This is a genomic window from Actinokineospora lacus (genome assembly GCF_053813445.1).
This window is the reverse complement of sequence record NZ_JBQERA010000004.1, coordinates 439,229-455,793: the sequence shown is the minus strand read 5'-3', so window position 1 is coordinate 455,793 and position 16,565 is coordinate 439,229. Positions and strand designations below refer to the sequence as shown.

The window sequence follows — 16,565 nt, the reverse complement described above, 5'->3', positions numbered from 1 at the left end:
ATGGCGCGCCCCGTCCTGAGCCGACCGGCGGCGGAGACCGCCCCACCACCGGTTCCCGCCGCGCGCCGCCGCGCGCGGCGGGGCCAGGGCGCGGCGTACCTGTTCCTGTCGCCGTGGATCATCGGCGCGACGCTGCTGACCATCGGGCCGATGGTCGCGTCGCTGTACCTGTCGTTCACCGACTACGACCTCTTCAGCGCTCCGCGGTGGGTCGGGGTCGACAACTACGCCACGATGCTCACCGGCGACGAGCGGTTCTGGCACGCGGCCGGGGTCACCGCGCGGTACGTGGCGATCTCGGTGCCGCTCAAGCTGGTGCTGGCGCTGGCCGTGGCCATGCTGCTCACGCGCGCCTGGACCGGCGTGGGCCTGTACCGCTCGGCGTTCTACGCGCCGTCGCTGCTCGGTGCGAGCGTGAGCCTGGCGCTGGTGTGGCGGGCGATGTTCTCCACCGACGGCACGGTGGACCGGGTGCTGTCGGCCGTCGGCCTGGACATCGGCGGGTGGGTGGACCAGCCGCAGTACGCGCTGCTGACCCTGGTCGCCCTGGCGGCGTGGCAGTTCGGCGCGCCGATGGTGGTGTTCCTGGCGGGGCTCAAGCAGGTGCCCAAGGAGCTCTACGAGGCGGCCCAGATGGACGGCGCGGGGCCGGTGCGCCGGTTCACCAGCGTCACGCTGCCCATGCTGACGCCGGTCATCCTGTTCAACCTCGTGCTGGAGACCATCCACGCGTTCCAGGCGTTCACCGGGGCGTTCGTGGTCAGCGGCGGGCGCGGCGGGCCGAGCGACTCGACGCTGCTCTACACGCTGTACCTGTACCAGCGCGGTTTCACCGACTTCCGCATGGGCTACGCGTCGGCGATGGCGTGGGTGCTGCTCGTGGTCGTCGCGCTCATCACCGCCCTGTTGTTCCGCAGCGCGCGAGGCTGGGTGTTCTACGCGGGGGAGGACGGCCGGTGAAGCGCGTCCTGTGGCACGTCCTCGTGCTCGGCGTCCTGGCGCTGCTGCTCTATCCCGTGGCGTGGCTGGTGTCCACGTCGTTCAAACCCGCCGAGGAGGTGCTGTCCAGCCTCGCGCTGCTGCCCGAGCAAGCCACCGGCGAGAACTACGCGCAGGTCTTCGACGGCGTCGGCGGGTTCGGGGTGTGGCACTACTTCGGCAACTCTCTGCTGATCTCGTGCGGCGCGGTGCTCGCCAACGTGGCGTCGTGCTCCCTGGCGGCCTACGCCTTCGCGCGCCTGCACTTCCGCGGCCGGGGGCCGATGTTCGGCTTCATGATGCTGACGATCATGCTGCCGCAGCACGTCGTGCTGATCCCGCAGTACGTCATCTTCCAGGAACTGGGGATGGTCAACACGTTCTGGCCGCTGGTGCTGCCGAAGTTCCTCGCCACCGACGCGTTCTTCATCTTCCTGATGGTGCAGTTCATCCGGACCCTGCCGCGCGAGCTGGACGAGGCGGCGACGCTGGACGGCTGTGGCCCGGTCGGGACGTTCCGGCACGTGATCCTGCCGCTGCTGCGGCCCGCCCTGATCACCACGGCGATCTTCACGTTCATCTGGACGTGGAACGACTTCTTCAGCCAGCTGATCTACCTCAACGACCCGGAGAAGTTCACCCTGCCGCTGGCGCTGCAGATCTTCATCGACCAGTCCACCCAGTCGGCGTACGGGCCGATGTTCGCGATGTCGGTGCTGGCGCTGCTGCCGATCGGGTTGTTCTTCCTGGCGTTCCAGCGATTCCTGGTGGACGGCGTGTCGACGTCGGGGGTGAAGGGGTGAGCGCGCGGATGAGCCCAGGCACGAGTACAGGGGTGCGGCACGTCGCCCTCGTGGCCGAGGTGCTGTTCGTCGGGGTCCTGGTGTCGCTGGCGTCCCTGCCGGTCGTCACGTCATGGGGCGCGGCGGCGGCCGGGGCGGCGCTGCTGCGCGAACTGGTCGACGACGGGCACACGCCGACCGTGCGGCGGTTCGCCCTCCTCCTGGGGCGGGCGCTGCGCGATCCGGTCACGTGGGCCGTCCCGCTCGTGGTGGTGGCGGTCGCCGCGCTGGACCTCCTGGCGCTGCTCGGCGGGCTGCCGGGCGCGACGGTGCTCGGCCCCGCGCTGGGACTGGCCTTGGCCGCCTTGGTGGCCGTGTCGCTGCGCGCGGCGGCCCGGTGGCGGCCGGGTGCCCGGTGGGCGGTCCTGGTGGCCCCGGGGCACTGGCTGGGCACGGTGTCGCTGGTGGCGGCCGTGGTCGTGGCCGGGCTGGTGGTCGTGCAGGCGCCCGCGTTCGCCGTGGTGCTGCCGGGTCTGCTGGTCTTCGCCGCCGTGGCCGTGGAGCGCGGGAGGTGACGCGACCGGACCGCTTCCCCCGGCAGCGGTCACCCCAGGGTCGAGGCGCGGGCGATCAGTTCGGGGGTGAAGACGATGCGCTGGTGGACGTGCTCGGGGTTGGCGGACTCGTCGATCAGGAGTTCGGCGGCGCGCCTGCCCAACTCGTGGCGGGGCTGGCGGACCGAGGTGAGGGGGACGGCAGCCGCGGCGGCGAAGTCGATGTCGTCGTAGCCGACTATCGCCAGGTCCGAGGCGACGGCGCGGCCCGTGGTGGTGGCGTGCTGGAGGACGCCGAGGGCGAGCAGGTCGTTGGCGCAGAAGACGGCGGTGGGCCTGCGGGAGGCGGGCAGGCCCGCGAGGCGTTCGCCCGCCGCCCGGCCCTCGGCGAAGGTGAGGCCCCCGGTGCGCAGGTGGGTCAGCGCCCACGGCGGGCGCCCTGCGGCGGCCCAGGCCTGCCTGGCGCCCGCCAAGCGGTCGCGGACCTGGCCGATGCTGTCCGGGCCGCCGATGAACGCGATGCGCTCGTGGCCCAGGTCGGCGAGGTGCTCGACGCCCAACATGCCGCCGCAGACGTCGTCCACGGCGACGGCGCAGCAGGTGTCGGCGTCGGTCGAGGGGGTGCGGTCGACCAGGACGACAGGAGTGGACGGGTCGCCGGCGCCTGCGAGCAGGGTCGCCCGGTCGGCGTCGACCGGGGTGACCATGACGCCCTGCACGCGCTGCTCGCGCAGCCGGGCGAGGTAGGCGTCCTCGCGGTCGACGCGGTTGGCGCTGTTGCACAGGAACAGCGCCAGCCCGGCGGCCTCGGCAGCGGCTTCCATGCCCTCGGCGACGTCGGTGAAGAACGGGTTCTTGGCATCGAGCATCACGTAGGCCAGGGCTCGGCTGGCCCCGGCCCGCAGCTGGCGGGCCGACTCGTTGCGGACGAAGCCCAGTCGCTCGATCGCCTGCTCGACGCGCGCGCGGGTGGCCGGGGCCACCAGGCCGGGCCGGTTGAGGACGTTCGATACCGTGCCGAGCGACACGCCCGCCGCGGTGGCGACGTCCACCACGGACGGTCCTTTCGCATTGCGCGGCACAGCTGCCTCCCTGCGGATTTGAAAGGTTACAGGAGGCTAGCACTTGCGCGATGTCATTGATCCCAACGGGTTCTTGACCCTCGGATTGTGCCCGTCCTACGCTAGCGACGGGCTAATGATTGAAAGCTTTCATTAGAGACGTGACGACCGCGCGAACCAGACCGTCCACGCGCTGCTTGAGGAGGCCCATGGTGCGAGTCTGCTTCCAGCTGCAGGTCAAACCGGACCGCATCGCCGAGTACGTCGAGCGGCACACCAGGGTGTGGCCGGACCTGCTGCGCGCCCTGGCCCGCGCAGGCTGGCACAACTACTCCCTGTTCCTGCGCGAGGACGGGCTCCTGATCGGCTACTTCGAGACGCCATCGCTGGCCGACGCCCAGGCCGGGATGGCCGCGGAGGAGGTCAACGCGCGCTGGCAGGCGGAGATGGCCGAGTTCTTCGCCGACCTCGGCGACACCAGCCCCGACACCGGTTTCCTCCGGCTGCGCGAGGTCTTCCACCTGGAAGACCAGCTCACGGCCCTCAACCACGACGAGGTCGACGCATCGTGACAACCTTCGACGACATCGCCGAGCGACTCACCGCCCTGGCGATCGAAGTCCCCTCCTGGGCCTACGGCAACTCCGGCACCCGGTTCAAGGTGTTCGGCTCCCCGGGCACGCCCAGGTCCGTCCACGAGAAGATCGCCGACGCCGCGGCGGTGCACCGCTTCACCGGCCTGGCGCCGAGCGTGGCGCTGCACATCCCGTGGGACTTCGTCGACGACCTCGCCGACCTGCGCCGCCACGCCGAGGACCTGGGCGTGCGCATCGGCACGATCAACTCCAACACCTTCCAGCACGAGGACTACCAGCTCGGCAGCCTCACCCACGCCGACCCGGAGGTCCGGAAGAAGGCGGTGCTGCACAACCTGCACTGCGTCGAGGTGATGGGGGAGACCGGTTCCCGGGATCTGAAGATCTGGCTGGCCGACGGCTCCAACTACCCCGGCCAGGCCGACCTGCGCGCCCGGCAGGACTGGCTGGCCGAAGGTCTCGCCGAGATCCACGCCGCGCTGAGCGGCGAGCAGCGGCTGGTCCTGGAGTACAAGTTCTTCGAGCCCGCCTTCTACCACACCGACGTCCCCGACTGGGGCACCGCGTACGCGCACTGCCTCGCCCTGGGGGAGCGCGCGATGGTGTGCCTGGACATCGGCCACCACGCGCCGGGCACCAACATCGAGTTCATCGTCGCCCAGCTGCTGCGCCTGGGGAAGCTGGGGTCGTTCGACTTCAACAGCCGCTTCTACGCCGACGACGACCTGATCGTCGGCGCGGCCGACCCGTTCCAGCTGTTCCGCATCCTCGCCGAGGTCGTGCGCGGCGGTGGCTACGGGCCGGACGCCTGCGTGGCGCTGATGCTCGACCAGTGCCACAACATCGAGAAGAAGATCCCCGGCCAGATCCGCTCCGTGCTCAACGTCCAGGAGATGCTGGCCAGGGCCCTGCTCATCGACACCGACGCCCTCGCCGCCGCCCGCCGCTCGGGCGACGTCCTGCTGGCCAACCAGGTCTTCATGGACGCCTTCTACACCGACGTCCGCGCCGAGCTGGCGGACTGGCGCCAGAGCCGCGGCCTGCCCGCCGACCCGATGGCCGCCTACCTCGCCAGCGGCTACCAGCAGCGGATCGAGGCCGACCGCGTCGGCGGCACCCAAGCGGGGTGGAGCTGATGACACCGCCTGGCTCAGGCAGTGCTCAGAGGCCCCCGGCCGCGAGCCGGGGGGTTCCGACTCGACGCGACCACCAGGGACACGTCCGGGGAGGCGGTATGGACGCGCTGATCGGCCGGTCCAACCGGCTGGGTGCCGACCCGAGGAACACCAACTACGCCGGTGGGAACACCTCGGCCAAGGGCATCGGGACCGACCCGGTGACCGGCGGGCCGGTCGAGCTGCTGTGGGTCAAGGGCTCCGGCGGCGACCTGGGCACCCTCACCGAATCCGGGCTGGCCGTGCTGCGGCTGGACCGGCTGCGCGCGCTGACCGAGGTCTACCAGGGGGTGGAGCACGAGGACGAGATGGTCGCCGCGTTCGATTACTGCCTGCATGGCAAGGGCGGGGCGGCGCCATCGATCGACACGGCCATGCACGGCCTGGTCGACGCGGCCCACGTCGACCACCTGCACCCCGACGCCGGGATCGCCATCGCCACCGCCGCCGACGGGCCCGCCCTGACCGAGGAGATCTTCGGCGGCAAGATCGTGTGGGTGCCGTGGCGCAGGCCGGGCTTCCAACTGGGCATGGACATCGCCGCGGTCAAGGCCGCCCACCCGGAGGCCGTCGGGTGCGTCCTCGGCGGCCACGGGATCACCGCGTGGGGCGACACCAGCGAGCAGGCCGAGCGCCACTCGCTGTGGATCATCGAGACCGCCGCCGCCCACATCGCCGAGCACAGCGGGCCCGAGCCGTTCGGCCCGGTGCTGGACGGCCACACCGCGCTGCCGGAGGCCGAGCGGCGCGCCAAGGCCGCCGCGCTCGTCCCCGTCATCCGGTCCATCGCGTCGCGGGACACACCGGTGGTCGGCCACTTCACCGACTCCGACCCGGTCCTGGACTTCCTTGCCCGCGCCGAGCACCCCAGGCTGGCCGCGCTGGGCACGAGCTGCCCCGACCACTTCCTCCGCACCAAGGTCGCGCCGCTGGTGCTCGACCTGCCCGCGACGGCGTCCGTGGCGGAGTGCGCGGCCCGGCTGCGCGAACTGCACAAGGGCTACCGCGAGGACTACCAGGCGTACTACGACCGCCACGCCACCGCGGACTCCCCGCCCATGCGCGGCGCGGACCCGGCGATCGTGCTGGTGCCAGGGGTCGGCATGTTCAGCTTCGGCAAGGACAAGCAGACCGCGCGCGTCGCGGGCGAGTTCTACGTCAACGCGATCAACGTGATGCGCGGGGCCGAGGGCCTCTCGACGTACGCGCCCATCTCCGAATCGGAGAAGTTCCGCATCGAGTACTGGGCGCTGGAGGAGGCCAAGCTCGCCCGCCTGCCCCGGCCCAGGCCCCTGGCCACCCGCGTCGCGCTGGTCACCGGGGCCGCGTCGGGCATCGGCAGGGCGATCGCCACCAGGCTGGCGGCCGAGGGCGCGTGCGTGGTCGTCGCCGACCTCGACCTGGAGAAGGCGCGGTCCGCGGCCGCCGAGATCGGGGGGAGCGACACCGCGCTCGGCGTGCGGGTCGACGTGGGCGACGAGGACCAGGTGGACGCGGCCGTCCGGGAGGCGCTGCTCGCCTTCGGCGGCCTGGACCTGGTGGTCAACAACGCCGGGCTGTCGCTGTCCAGGCCGCTGCTGGAGACCACCGCCGACGACTGGGACCGCCAGCACGAGGTGATGGCCAAGGGCTCGTTCCTGGTCTCGCGCGCCGCGGCGAAGGTGCTCATCGAGCAGCGCCTCGGCGGCGACATCCTCTACATCTGCAGCAAGAACTCCGTCTTCGCGGGCCCGAACAACATCGCCTACTCCGCGGCCAAGGCCGACCAGGCCCACCAGGTGCGGCTGCTGGCCGTCGAGCTGGGCGAGCACGGCGTCCGGGTCAACGGCATCAACCCCGACGGCGTGGTGCGCGGCTCCGGGATCTTCGCGGGCGGCTGGGGCGCGAACCGGGCCGCCGTCTACGGGGTGCCCGAGGAGGAGCTGGGCGCGTTCTACGCCCAGCGGACGCTGCTCAAGCGGGAGGTGCTGCCCGAACACGTGGCCAACGCCGCGTACGCCCTCGTCGGCCCGGACCTCACGCACACCACCGGCCTGCACGTGCCCGTGGACGCGGGGGTGGCGGGGGCGTTCCTGCGATGAGCGCGGTCGTCGCCGCGGTCGACCTCGGCGCGTCCAGCGGGCGGGTCGTGCTCGGCGAGGCCGGGCCCGGCCTGCTGCGGGTGGAGGTGGTCGCCCGCTTCGCCAACGAGCCCGTCCGCCTGCCCGACGGGCTGCACTGGGACATCGTCGGGCTCTACCGGGCAGCGCTGGACGGCCTGGGGGGCGCGGTCCGGCGGGCGGGCAGGCTGGCGGGCGTCGCCGTGGACTCGTGGGCCGTGGACTACGGGCTGCTCAAGGACGGCAGGCTGCTCGGCCTGCCGTACCACTACCGCGACCCCCGGAGCGCCAACGGTGTGGCCGCGGCGCACGCGGCGGTGCCGTTCGAGGAGCTGCACGCGCGCAACGGCCTGCAGTTCCTGCCGTTCACCACGCTGTACCAGCTGGCCGCCGACCCGTGGTGCGCCGAGGCGCAGCGGCTGCTGCTCGTGCCGGACCTGCTCGGGTACTGGCTCACCGGCCGTGCCGTCACCGAGCGCACGAACGCCTCCACCACCGGCCTGCTCGACATCCGGACCGGAGAGTGGGACTTTCCGCTCATCGAACGGCTCGCCCTGCCGGGCGGGGTGTTCGGCCCGCTGGTCGACCCCGGCGCCGTGGTCGGCCCGGTGCTCCCCGAGGTGGCCGACGCCGTCGGACAGCGGGACCTGCTGGTGACCGCCGTGGGGTCGCACGACACCGCCTCGGCCGTCGTTGGCGTGCCCATCCACACCGACGACGCCGCGTACATCTGCAGCGGCACCTGGGGTCTGGTCGGGGTCGAGTTGGAGCAGCCGGTGCTCACCGCGGCCGCGCGCGCCGCGAACTTCACCAACGAGACCGGAGTGGACGGTCGGGTCCGCTTCCTGACCAACGTCATGGGCCTGTGGCTGCTCGACCAGTGCGTCCAAACCTGGAACGAGCCACTGGAAGGGCTACTGGCCGCCGCGGCGCAGGCCCCCACGTCGGTGTTCGACGTCCAGGACCCGGTGTTCCTGCCACCGGGGGACATGCCCACCCGCATCCGCCGCTGGTACGAGGAAGCGGGCCGCGCCGCACCCCCCACCCGCCCCGCCCTGGTCCGCGCGATCGTGGAAAGCCTGGCCCAAGCCTTCGCCAACGCCATCGACCAGGCCGAGTCGTTGTCACGCAAGCCAATCCGACTGATCCACCTCGTCGGCGGCGGCGCCCACAACCACCTGCTGTGCCAAGCCACCGCCAACCGCACCGGCCGACCCGTGCTCGCGGGCCCAGCGGAAGCCACGGCAATCGGCAACATCCTGGTACAAGCCCGCACAGCAGGCGCCCTAACCGGAAACCTGGAAACCCTACGCCACCTGATAACCCAAACAACCAAACTCCTGCGATTCACCCCACAACGGACCGTATGAGGTCGACCTGCGCCGAAACCCGCGCCACCCAAGACATCGTCGCTACGCCCTCGCGCGATGTGAACCAGCGTGTTGACATGCGCGCCGAGCGTCGGCGGCCTCGTCTTACGAGCGTGCGATACCCTCGCGTCATGGCAGCCAGCGCACCGGAACGGCGTCGGCAGCGCCGCGCCACCGCGCGGAGGCGGCGCGGCGCAGTGCACGGCTGGGCGTCCACCCGGCTCGTGCTCGCGCTGATCACATACCTCTTCCATCGGCCCGCCGACTGCTTGCGAGCTTGTCTGGTCCTGGGGGGCGACGCCGCGGGACATGCCGCCGCATCAGTCCGCGATAGCGCTGGCTTGGCTCACCTGACGCAAGGTCTCGCCAGCTCACGGCTGTAGCGGTTGACCGGCTTGGTCGCCGCGATCAGCGAGTTCGGTCGGGCCGTGGGCCCGCCAGGGACATTGGTCTTCTTCGAGTCGGTTGGAGCCGACCCGTGGAGCAGCTCTTTCTCCGTCTGATGGAATCAGGCGCGCCCTTCTGAGCTCTCCCTGCGTGGGCGGCTGCTCGCGCGCTCCTTTGGTACGTCCGCCACCAATGGCCGAACGATCCGGAGGAGATCAAGGCGCAGTACCAGGGCCGGTTGGTCCGTGTGTTCGAGAGGCAGATCGAGCAGGATGGCGGTCCGTCGAACGTGGTCACCGAGGAAGTGATCAAGACTTTGATCGGCGCCGTGTTCGGCGGCTCTCCAGACGAGTCCGAGGACAGTGCCGATAACCGCGCGCTTCCTCACAGCCGGCCGTGGTGGCGGAGGGCTTGGCAGTTCGGGCGCGGCCGGTGAGTCAGGACAGGTGCGATGGCAGGGCTAGGTGAGGGGCGGCGGTCAGACCTTCGCTTGTTGCCGAGCTGCCTGGTGATCTCCGCAGGCGCCCGCCAAGTGCCCATTGGCCGCTGGTGCGGGAGATCAGCGGACGATGACGGTGTGGTCGCGGCGTGGGATGAGTTCGCCGATGATGGGGGCTCCGGGGATTTCGCCTGCCAGGAGTAGGCCGCCGGAGGTTTGGGCGTCTGCCAGGAGTAGGGCGTCCTGGGAATTGATTTGCACGTGTGGGGTTACCCAGTCCAGGTTTCGGCGGGTGCCGCCGCTGACGTGGCCGTCGCGTAGTGCTTCGCGGGCGCCGTCGAGGTAGGGGATGGCCGTGGAGTCCAGGACGGCGGTTACCCCGCTCGCGCGGGCTAGTTTGTGGAGGTGGCCCAGGAGGCCGAAGCCGGTGATGTCGGTGGCGCAGGTGATTCCCGCCGCGACCGCGGCCGCGGCGGCGTCGCGGTTCAGGGTTGTCATTGCCTCTACGGCGTGGGGGAAGGACTCGCCGGTTGCCTTGTGGCGGGTGTTCAGGACGCCCAGTCCCAGTGGTTTGGTCAATGACAGGGGGACGCCGGGGCGTCCTGAGGAGTTGCGCATGATCCGGCGCGGATCGACTACACCCGTGACTGCCAGGCCGTATTTCGGTTCTCGGTCGTCCACGCTGTGACCGCCTGCCACGTGGCACCCGGCCGAGGCGGCCACGTCCGCGCCGCCGCGCAGGACCTCGGCGGCCAAGTCCAGCGGCAGCGCGTCCCGGGGCCAGCCGAGCAGGTTGAGGGCGACGACCGGCCGCCCGCCCATGGCGTAGACGTCCGACAGGGCGTTGGCGGCGGCGACGCGGCCCCAGTCGTACGGGTCGTCGACGACGGGGGTGATGAAGTCGGCGGTGGCGACCAGCGCTGTGTCCTGCCCGATGCCGACCACCGCCGCGTCGTCACCGGTGTCCAGGCCCACGATCAGCTCGCCGTACGGGTCGCGCGGTGTCGCCAGGCCGGTCACGATCCGTTCCAGTTCGCCCGGCGGGATCTTGCAGGCACAGCCACCGCCGTGCGCGTACTGGGTCAGCCGGTGGGTCACCGCGCCAGTGTGGCACTATCCGATCATGCCGCGAGGAGGCGTGCCCGGCCTGGTGGCCGGCTCGGTCTTCAAAACCGTTGAGCGACAGTCGCTGTCGCTGGCGGGTTCGATTCCCGTCCGCCTCCGCCACGGCAGGCAGGCCCGGTGACCGACCCCCGCAGGCTCGTCCCCCGCACCGACGCCGTGCTCGCCGACCCCCGGCTGCGCGACGCGGTGCGCGCCCGTGGGCGGGACGCGGTCAAGGCCGCCGCGCGCGACGCGCAGCAACGGGTCAGGGACGGCCTGATCGCGCCGGAGCGGGTGGTCGAGCAGACGCTGGCCGCGTTGGAAACAGGCCCCCGGCCGGTGCTCAACGCCACCGGCGTGGTGGTGCACACCAACCTCGGCCGCGCGCCGCTGTCCGAGGCGGCCAGAGCCGCGCTCCTGGCGGCGGCGGGCACCACGGACGTGGAGTTCGACCTGGCGACCGGCGCGCGGCGGCGGCGCGGGCAGGGGGCGTTGGACGCCCTCGGCGCGGCGGTGCCCGACGCGGGCGGCGCGCACGTGGTGAACAACAACGCGGCGGCGCTCCTGCTGTGCGCCCTGGTCATGGCCACCGGGCGGGAAATCGTGATCAGCCGCGGCGAACTGGTGGAGATCGGCGACGGCTTCCGCATCCCGGACCTGCTGCGCTCGACGGGCGCGCGGCTGCGCGAGGTGGGCACGACGAACCGCACGAGCCTGCGCGACTACGCCGACGCGATCGGCCAGGACACCGGGTTCGTGCTCAAGGTGCACCCGTCGAACTTCCTGGTCACCGGGTTCGCCTCGACGCCGGGCGTCGGGGCGCTGGCGAGCCTGCCCGCGCCGCTGGTGGTTGACATCGGCTCCGGCCTGCTCACCCCGCACCCGCTGCTGCCCGACGAGCCGGACGCCGCCACCGCGCTGCGGGCGGGCGCGGCACTGGTGACCGCGAGCGCGGACAAGTTGCTCGGGGGCCCGCAGGCCGGGCTGCTGCTGGGCGATGCGGACCTGGTGGAACGGCTGCGCAGGCACCCGGCCGCGCGGGCGCTGCGCGTCGACAAGCTCACGCTGGCCGCGCTGGAGGCCACGCTGCGCGGGCCGCGCACCCCGGTCGCGCAGGCGTTGGCCGCGGCGGAGGGCGACTTGCTCCGCAGGGCGCGTGCGCTCGCCGAACTCCTGGCGGGGCGGGGCGTCGACGCGCGCGCCGTCGCGTCCACCTCGGTCGTGGGCGGGGGAGGGGCGCCCGGGGTCGAGCTGCCGAGCGCGGCGGTGAGCCTGCCCGAGCGGTACGCGGCGGCGCTGCGCGCCGGGCCGACGCCGGTGGTCGGCCGGGTCGAGCGCGGCAGGTGCCTCCTCGACCTGCGCGCCGTCGCCGCGGCCGACGAGGAGTGCTTGGCGGAGGCTGTGCTGCGGTGCACGTGATCGCCACCGCGGGCCACGTGGACCACGGCAAGTCGACGCTGGTGCGCCTGCTCACCGGGATGGAGCCGGACCGCTGGGAGCAGGAGCGGCTGCGGGGGCTCACCATCGACCTGGGCTTCGCGTGGACGCGGCTCCCGCGCGGCGGCGAGGTCGCGTTCGTGGACGTGCCGGGGCACGAGCGGTTCGTGCCGAACATGCTCGCCGGGGTGGGTCCGGCGCCCGCGGTGCTGTTCGCGGTGGCGGCCGACGCGCCGTGGATGCCGCAGGCCGAGGAGCACCTGGCGGCCTTGGACGCGCTCGGCGTGGAGCACGGACTGCTCGTCATCACGCGGGCCGACCTCGCCGATCCCGCGCCGACGCTGCGGCAAGCGCGCGACCGGATCGCCCGGACGTCGTTGGGGCGGGTGCCCTGGGTGGTCGCGAACGACGGCGTCGACGGGGTGCGCGCGGCCGTGGCGGACCTGCTCGCCGGGCTCCCCGAGCCCGACCCGGCCGCCGACGTCCGCCTGTGGGTCGACCGCTCCTTCACCGTCGCGGGCGCGGGCACCGTGGTGACGGGCACGCTCCAGGCGGGCGTCCTGCGCACCGGTGACGAACTGGTCCTCAACGGCGAGCGGGTGCGGGTGCGCGGCCTGCAGGCGCTGGGCCGCGCCCGTGGCGAGGTGGGGGCCGTCGCCCGGGTGGCGGTCAACCTGCGGGGGGTCGACCGGCGGGCCGTCGGCCGCGGCGACGCGTTGGTGACCCCCGGCGCGTGGTGGCCCGCGCGCGTCGTGGACGTCACCGCGGGCGGTCTGCCCAGGCAGGCGGTGGTGCACATCGGATCGGCCGCGGTGCCCGCCCGCGCCCACCCCCTCGCGGGCGGCGCCAGCAGGCTCGTGCTGGACCGCGAACTGCCCCTGCGCGTCGGCGATCGGGTGCTGGTCAGGAATCCCGGCAGCCACGCGATCGTCGGCGCGACCGTCGTCGACCTCGATCGCCTGGGTGGCGCGCCCTTCCACCGCACCGCGCAGCAGAAGGCGCTGGGACGCGCGGGCGCGCCCGTGGTCGCCGACTGGCACACCGACGAGGACACCTGGCGTTCCCTGGTGTCCCGGATGGGCGCGGAGCTGGCGGCGTGGCGCCGCGAGCACCCGCTGGGGACCGGCCTGCCCGCCGAGACGTTGCGGCGCAAGCTCAAGCTGCCCGCCGCGGAACTGGTGGCGCCGCTGGTTTCCGCCGCGGGCGGTGTCCCCAGTGGACTGCCAGCCCCGCTGGAGACGGCGTTGGCGGCGCTGGCCTCCGATCTGCGGGCCACGCCGTTCCACGCCCCGGACGCGGCGAGGTTGGGCGAACTTGGCCTGGGAGCGCGGGAAGTGGCCGCTGCCGTCCGGGTGGGACGGTTGGTGAAGCTGACCGGGGGCGTCGTGCTGCTGCCCGACGCGGTCGACCTGGCCCCGGAGCGGCTTTCGCGCTTGGCGCAGCCCTTCACGACGAGTCAGGCCAGGCAGGCGCTGGGCACGACCCGGCGGGTCGTGGTGCCGCTGCTGGAACTCCTCGACCGCACGGGCGTCACCACCCGGCTGTCCGACAACACCCGCAGGCTCCGATAGCGCCCGGCCCATCCGGCAGAGCCGCCGAATGGGCGCTATCGCCGGGACCTGGCGCGTCATATTTTCTCCTAGAGCACTCCGATCCGGTCAGCAGGTACCAACCCGGCGCGGCGGGAGGTGATGGGCGATGGTCGAGACCACGGTGGCGCACCTGGCGCTGGACGGCACCCGGTACGAGTTCGCGGGCCCGTTCGACCTCGGTCAGCCGTTCACCTCCACGGCCGAGGTGAACGTGGGGGGCAGCAGGCACGAGGTGGTTTCCGGCGTGCCCGGCCTGGGCGCGGACCTCGCCGCGGCGCTCGGCGTGCCCGGGTTCGACGAGGAACTGCGCTTCGCGGAAGGCACGCTCCGCATCGGACGGGCGCGTAGGCACGACGCGGGCACCCACCGGCGGGAGGACGTGCTGCTCGCCGAGTGGCAGGGCCAGCACCGCTGTCTGATCAGCCACTTCTACGGCGTGACGACCCGCGCCGTGCTCGGCGTCCTGAACGCGCTGCGGATCGCCGAGCATGACGACGGCGTGACGATCCGGCCGCTCGCCCCGGCGAGCGAGCCCGTCGGACCCGCCACCGTCACCAAGCAGGTGCCCCGGCTCGGGCTGGTCGAGCTGACGCTGCGCTCGGCGCCGCAGGCCACCCGGCTGCCCGCGTGGCGGGGTGTGGCGACCCCGTCGGGGGAGCTGTTCACCGACACCCTGTCCGACGGCGGCCGGTACTTCGTGCTCGCGGGTGAGGACACCTGGGCGACCGTGCTTCCGTTGGCCGACACCGAGATCGACCAGGTTCCAACGCTGCTCGGCAGGCTGGGTATGCGGCTGGTCAGGCCGGGGTAGGCCCATGCTCACCCTGACGGCGGGCGTGGCGGCGGGCACCGTCCTGGTCACCCTGCTCATCGCCTCCTTCGAGCACCTGCGCGCACCGCACGTGCTGCCGTCGGCGCTGATCGCGCACCGGGTCCTGCCGCGCTCCCTCGCGAAGGCGGCCGCGGCTTGCGTGATCGCGGTCGAGGGCGCCTTGGGGATCGCGCTGCTGGCCGGGCTGCTGGGGTTCGGCGGCGTGGTGTCGCCCGCGCTGGCGGCATCGGGCCTGCTGTTCACCGGCTACGGCGCCTACGCGCTGTTCATCGTGCGCAGCGGGCGCACCGGCCCGTGCGGCTGCGGAGGGGTCGAGGTGCCGATGGACGCCTGGGTGGCCGCTCGCGCGTTCGCCCTCGCCGCGATGGCGCTGGGCGCGGCCGTGTCCCGGGCGGTACCGCCGCTCACCCCGGTCGCCCCGCCATCGCTGGTGGTCCTGCTGGCGGCGGCCACGTTCGCCGTCCTGCTCTGGCAGCTGCCCGCGGCCAGGCACGTCCAGGGCGGCCGACGAGCACCACGGGAAGGTGTCCGATGAGCTTCCAGACCAGCGCGCTGATCCTGACCTGGGTGGCCCTGTTCCTGCTGGCGCTGGTGACGGCGGGCCTGGTCCGGCAGGTGCACGCGCTGTCCTCGGCAGGCCCGCCGCGGCACCCGGCGCGGGTCGGGCTCGCGCCGGGCACCCCGGCGCCCGGAGTGGAGCGCATCGCCCCGGCGCTGCCCGCCGTGCTGCTCTTCCTCACCCCGGACTGCCACACCTGCGTCGACGCGCTGGCGGAAACCACCCGGCTGGCGGGCGACCGCCCGGGGTGGTCGGTGCACGCGCTGTACTCCGACGCCGCCCCCGGGCTCGCCGCCCCCGTGACGGCGCACGCCCACCAGGGCGGCCTGTTCGCCGCGTACGACGTGATCGCCACCCCGTTCGCCGTCCTGGTGGGCGCCGACGGCCGCGTGGCGGCGGCCGGGCCGGTCGGCTCCCGGGCGGCGCTGCGCGACCTGCTCGGCACGTCGGGCGGACCCAGCCTGGTCGCCACCGAACCCGGTGAGAGGGCACAGCCATGACCATTGCCGTACCCCCGTTGCGGGGAGCAGACCCGGGGATGCCGGTCGAGCGGCGTCGGCCGTCGCGCTCGTGGGCCGGTGTCGACTGGTCGCTGTCGAGGCGGAGCATCCTGCGGGCGGGCACCGTGGTGGGGCTGACCGCGCTCGGCGCGTTCCCCGCCGTGCGGCGCGCCGTCGCCGACGGCTACGACATCTACCCGACCTGCCCCTCCTACGCCGCGGACCACAACTGCTCGCCCGGCTGCGGCCCGAGCATGGTCTTCGGCGACGCCTGCGAGACCGTCGGCGCGAACCTCGGCTTCCACAAGAACGACGGGGTCACGTGGACGCTGCGGCCCAACGCCTGCCTCAGCGGCAGCTACGACGGCTGGATGTGGCGCTACGACCGGGCTTGCGGGTCGTGCGCCTGCCACATCGAACGGCGCTGCCACGACGGCTACCGCAAGGTCGGCTCCAGCTGGGTCCGGTCGATCTGCCGCTGGACCACCGACTGCGGCTGCCAGCAGTCGGTGGCGTGGCCGACCACCGCCTCCGGCAGCCCGAGCGCGACCGTGTTGACGGTGCAGCACCTGCTCACCTTCCGCGGGTACCCGACGACGGTCGACGGCATCTACGGTTCGGCGACCACCACCGCCGTCCGGCAGTTCCAGTCGGCAGGCCAGCTCGCCACCACCGGCAAGGTCGACCCGCCGACCTGGCCCAAGCTGGTGGTCACGACCCGCTCGGGCGAGTCGGGGCACCAGGTGCGGGCCGCCCAGTCGCAGCTGAACAGGTACGGCTACCGGCTCACCGTCGACGGCGTGTTCGGCTCGGGCACCGCGGCGGCGGCCCGCGACTTCCAGGGCCAGAACGGGCTGACCGTCGACGGCGTCCTCGGGCCGAACACCTGGCGCACCCTCACCGGCGGTGCGTCGTGACCGACCGCGACGCCCGCCCGGCCCCGGTGTCCGCGCTCCGGCGGCTGGCCACCGACCCGCGCGCCCCGCTGGCGGTGCTGGCCGCGGCCGGGGTGGGGCTCGGCGTCGTAGGGTGGTCGGCGGCGGTCTGGCCGGTGCTCGGCGGTCTGGCGGGCTACACGCTCTCCGGCTCGGTTTGAACCC

The 16,565-nt window shown here is 73.0% G+C and carries 17 protein-coding genes and 1 tRNA gene; 16 read left to right on the top strand and 2 right to left on the bottom strand.

Annotation, left to right across the window (positions count from 1 at the left end; translation table 11 throughout):
• Genes ACTG9Q_RS12960 through ACTG9Q_RS12950 form a run of 3 tightly spaced genes read left to right on the top strand, consistent with a single transcriptional unit; the run spans position 1 to position 2,335 of the window.
• On the top strand, positions 1-960 hold the full coding sequence (locus tag ACTG9Q_RS12960) for a carbohydrate ABC transporter permease (protein WP_455572973.1): 960 nt from the start codon (positions 1-3) through the stop codon (positions 958-960).
• Positions 957-1,781 carry a carbohydrate ABC transporter permease gene (locus ACTG9Q_RS12955; protein WP_455572972.1) on the top strand — a complete coding sequence of 275 codons (825 nt, stop codon included), beginning with the start codon at positions 957-959 and terminating at the stop codon, positions 1,779-1,781. The genes ACTG9Q_RS12960 and ACTG9Q_RS12955 overlap by 4 nt, the downstream gene beginning before the upstream one ends.
• Entirely contained in the window at positions 1,778-2,335 is a 558-nt protein-coding gene (locus tag ACTG9Q_RS12950) for a hypothetical protein (RefSeq protein WP_455572971.1), read from the top strand. Before ACTG9Q_RS12955 ends, ACTG9Q_RS12950 begins: the two co-directional genes overlap by 4 nt.
• Positions 2,336-2,364: 29 nt before the next feature.
• On the opposite strand, the gene ACTG9Q_RS12945 is transcribed toward ACTG9Q_RS12950, so the two are convergent.
• Entirely contained in the window at positions 2,365-3,369 is a 1,005-nt protein-coding gene (locus ACTG9Q_RS12945) for a LacI family DNA-binding transcriptional regulator (RefSeq protein ID WP_455572970.1), read from the bottom strand.
• Between the two features lie 215 nt (positions 3,370-3,584).
• Between ACTG9Q_RS12945 and ACTG9Q_RS12940 the strand changes: the two genes are divergently transcribed.
• The 5 genes from ACTG9Q_RS12940 to ACTG9Q_RS12920 all read left to right on the top strand — a co-directional run bounded on the left by ACTG9Q_RS12940 (position 3,585) and on the right by ACTG9Q_RS12920 (position 9,438).
• Entirely contained in the window at positions 3,585-3,947 is a 363-nt protein-coding gene (locus ACTG9Q_RS12940) for an L-rhamnose mutarotase (protein ID WP_455572969.1), read from the top strand.
• Complete coding sequence (rhaI, locus tag ACTG9Q_RS12935) at positions 3,944-5,107, top strand: L-rhamnose isomerase (RefSeq protein ID WP_455572968.1); 1,164 nt, start codon at positions 3,944-3,946, stop codon at positions 5,105-5,107. Before ACTG9Q_RS12940 ends, rhaI begins: the two co-directional genes overlap by 4 nt.
• Before the next feature lie 98 nt (positions 5,108-5,205).
• Complete coding sequence (locus ACTG9Q_RS12930) at positions 5,206-7,227, top strand: bifunctional aldolase/short-chain dehydrogenase (RefSeq protein ID WP_455572967.1); 2,022 nt, start codon at positions 5,206-5,208, stop codon at positions 7,225-7,227.
• Complete coding sequence (locus tag ACTG9Q_RS12925) at positions 7,224-8,615, top strand: rhamnulokinase (RefSeq protein ID WP_455572966.1); 1,392 nt, start codon at positions 7,224-7,226, stop codon at positions 8,613-8,615. Before ACTG9Q_RS12930 ends, ACTG9Q_RS12925 begins: the two co-directional genes overlap by 4 nt.
• Before the next feature lie 634 nt (positions 8,616-9,249).
• On the top strand, positions 9,250-9,438 hold the full coding sequence (locus ACTG9Q_RS12920) for a hypothetical protein (protein WP_455572965.1): 189 nt from the start codon (positions 9,250-9,252) through the stop codon (positions 9,436-9,438).
• Positions 9,439-9,561: 123 nt separating this feature from the next.
• Here ACTG9Q_RS12920 and selD read toward each other — a convergent pair whose 3' ends face one another.
• The gene (gene selD / locus ACTG9Q_RS12915; RefSeq protein ID WP_455572964.1) at positions 9,562-10,539 is read right to left on the bottom strand and encodes a selenide, water dikinase SelD; all 978 of its coding nucleotides are present in this window, start codon (positions 10,537-10,539) and stop codon (positions 9,562-9,564) included.
• A 34-nt stretch (positions 10,540-10,573) separates the two neighbouring features.
• Between selD and ACTG9Q_RS12910 the strand changes: the two genes are divergently transcribed.
• From ACTG9Q_RS12910 to ACTG9Q_RS12875, 8 genes are all read left to right on the top strand, one after another.
• Positions 10,574-10,668: transfer RNA gene (locus ACTG9Q_RS12910), tRNA-Sec, on the top strand.
• Between the two features lie 15 nt (positions 10,669-10,683).
• A complete protein-coding gene (selA, locus tag ACTG9Q_RS12905) occupies positions 10,684-11,964 on the top strand; it encodes an L-seryl-tRNA(Sec) selenium transferase (protein ID WP_455572963.1) in 1,281 nt (426 codons plus the stop codon).
• On the top strand, positions 11,955-13,553 hold the full coding sequence (locus tag ACTG9Q_RS12900; protein ID WP_455572962.1) for a SelB domain-containing protein: 1,599 nt from the start codon (positions 11,955-11,957) through the stop codon (positions 13,551-13,553). The genes selA and ACTG9Q_RS12900 overlap by 10 nt, the downstream gene beginning before the upstream one ends.
• A gap of 127 nt (positions 13,554-13,680) precedes the next feature.
• On the top strand, positions 13,681-14,385 hold the full coding sequence (locus ACTG9Q_RS12895; protein WP_455572961.1) for a hypothetical protein: 705 nt from the start codon (positions 13,681-13,683) through the stop codon (positions 14,383-14,385).
• Positions 14,386-14,389: 4 nt separating this feature from the next.
• Positions 14,390-14,941: a MauE/DoxX family redox-associated membrane protein gene (locus ACTG9Q_RS12890; protein ID WP_455572960.1), complete on the top strand. Its 552-nt coding sequence runs from the start codon at positions 14,390-14,392 to the stop codon at positions 14,939-14,941.
• On the top strand, positions 14,938-15,465 hold the full coding sequence (locus tag ACTG9Q_RS12885; RefSeq protein WP_455572959.1) for a TlpA family protein disulfide reductase: 528 nt from the start codon (positions 14,938-14,940) through the stop codon (positions 15,463-15,465). The genes ACTG9Q_RS12890 and ACTG9Q_RS12885 overlap by 4 nt, the downstream gene beginning before the upstream one ends.
• On the top strand, positions 15,462-16,382 hold the full coding sequence (locus ACTG9Q_RS12880) for a peptidoglycan-binding domain-containing protein (protein WP_455572958.1): 921 nt from the start codon (positions 15,462-15,464) through the stop codon (positions 16,380-16,382). Before ACTG9Q_RS12885 ends, ACTG9Q_RS12880 begins: the two co-directional genes overlap by 4 nt.
• Positions 16,379-16,561, top strand: coding sequence for a hypothetical protein (locus ACTG9Q_RS12875; RefSeq protein WP_455572957.1), 183 nt, complete (start codon positions 16,379-16,381; stop codon positions 16,559-16,561). Before ACTG9Q_RS12880 ends, ACTG9Q_RS12875 begins: the two co-directional genes overlap by 4 nt.
• Positions 16,562-16,565 lie beyond the last annotated feature (4 nt).

Bases quoted from the DNA above. Each gene is read 5' to 3' on its own strand.
- ACTG9Q_RS12960 (WP_455572973.1), top strand. From the start codon at position 1: ATGGCGCGCCCCGTCCTGAGCCGACCGGCGGCGGAGACCGCCCCACCA.
- ACTG9Q_RS12940 (WP_455572969.1), top strand. From the start codon at position 3,585: ATGGTGCGAGTCTGCTTCCAGCTGCAGGTCAAACCGGACCGCATCGCC.
- ACTG9Q_RS12930 (WP_455572967.1), top strand. From the start codon at position 5,206: ATGGACGCGCTGATCGGCCGGTCCAACCGGCTGGGTGCCGACCCGAGG.
- ACTG9Q_RS12925 (WP_455572966.1), top strand. From the start codon at position 7,224: ATGAGCGCGGTCGTCGCCGCGGTCGACCTCGGCGCGTCCAGCGGGCGG.
- ACTG9Q_RS12895 (WP_455572961.1), top strand. From the start codon at position 13,681: ATGGTCGAGACCACGGTGGCGCACCTGGCGCTGGACGGCACCCGGTAC.
- ACTG9Q_RS12890 (WP_455572960.1), top strand. From the start codon at position 14,390: ATGCTCACCCTGACGGCGGGCGTGGCGGCGGGCACCGTCCTGGTCACC.
- ACTG9Q_RS12885 (WP_455572959.1), top strand. From the start codon at position 14,938: ATGAGCTTCCAGACCAGCGCGCTGATCCTGACCTGGGTGGCCCTGTTC.
- ACTG9Q_RS12880 (WP_455572958.1), top strand. From the start codon at position 15,462: ATGACCATTGCCGTACCCCCGTTGCGGGGAGCAGACCCGGGGATGCCG.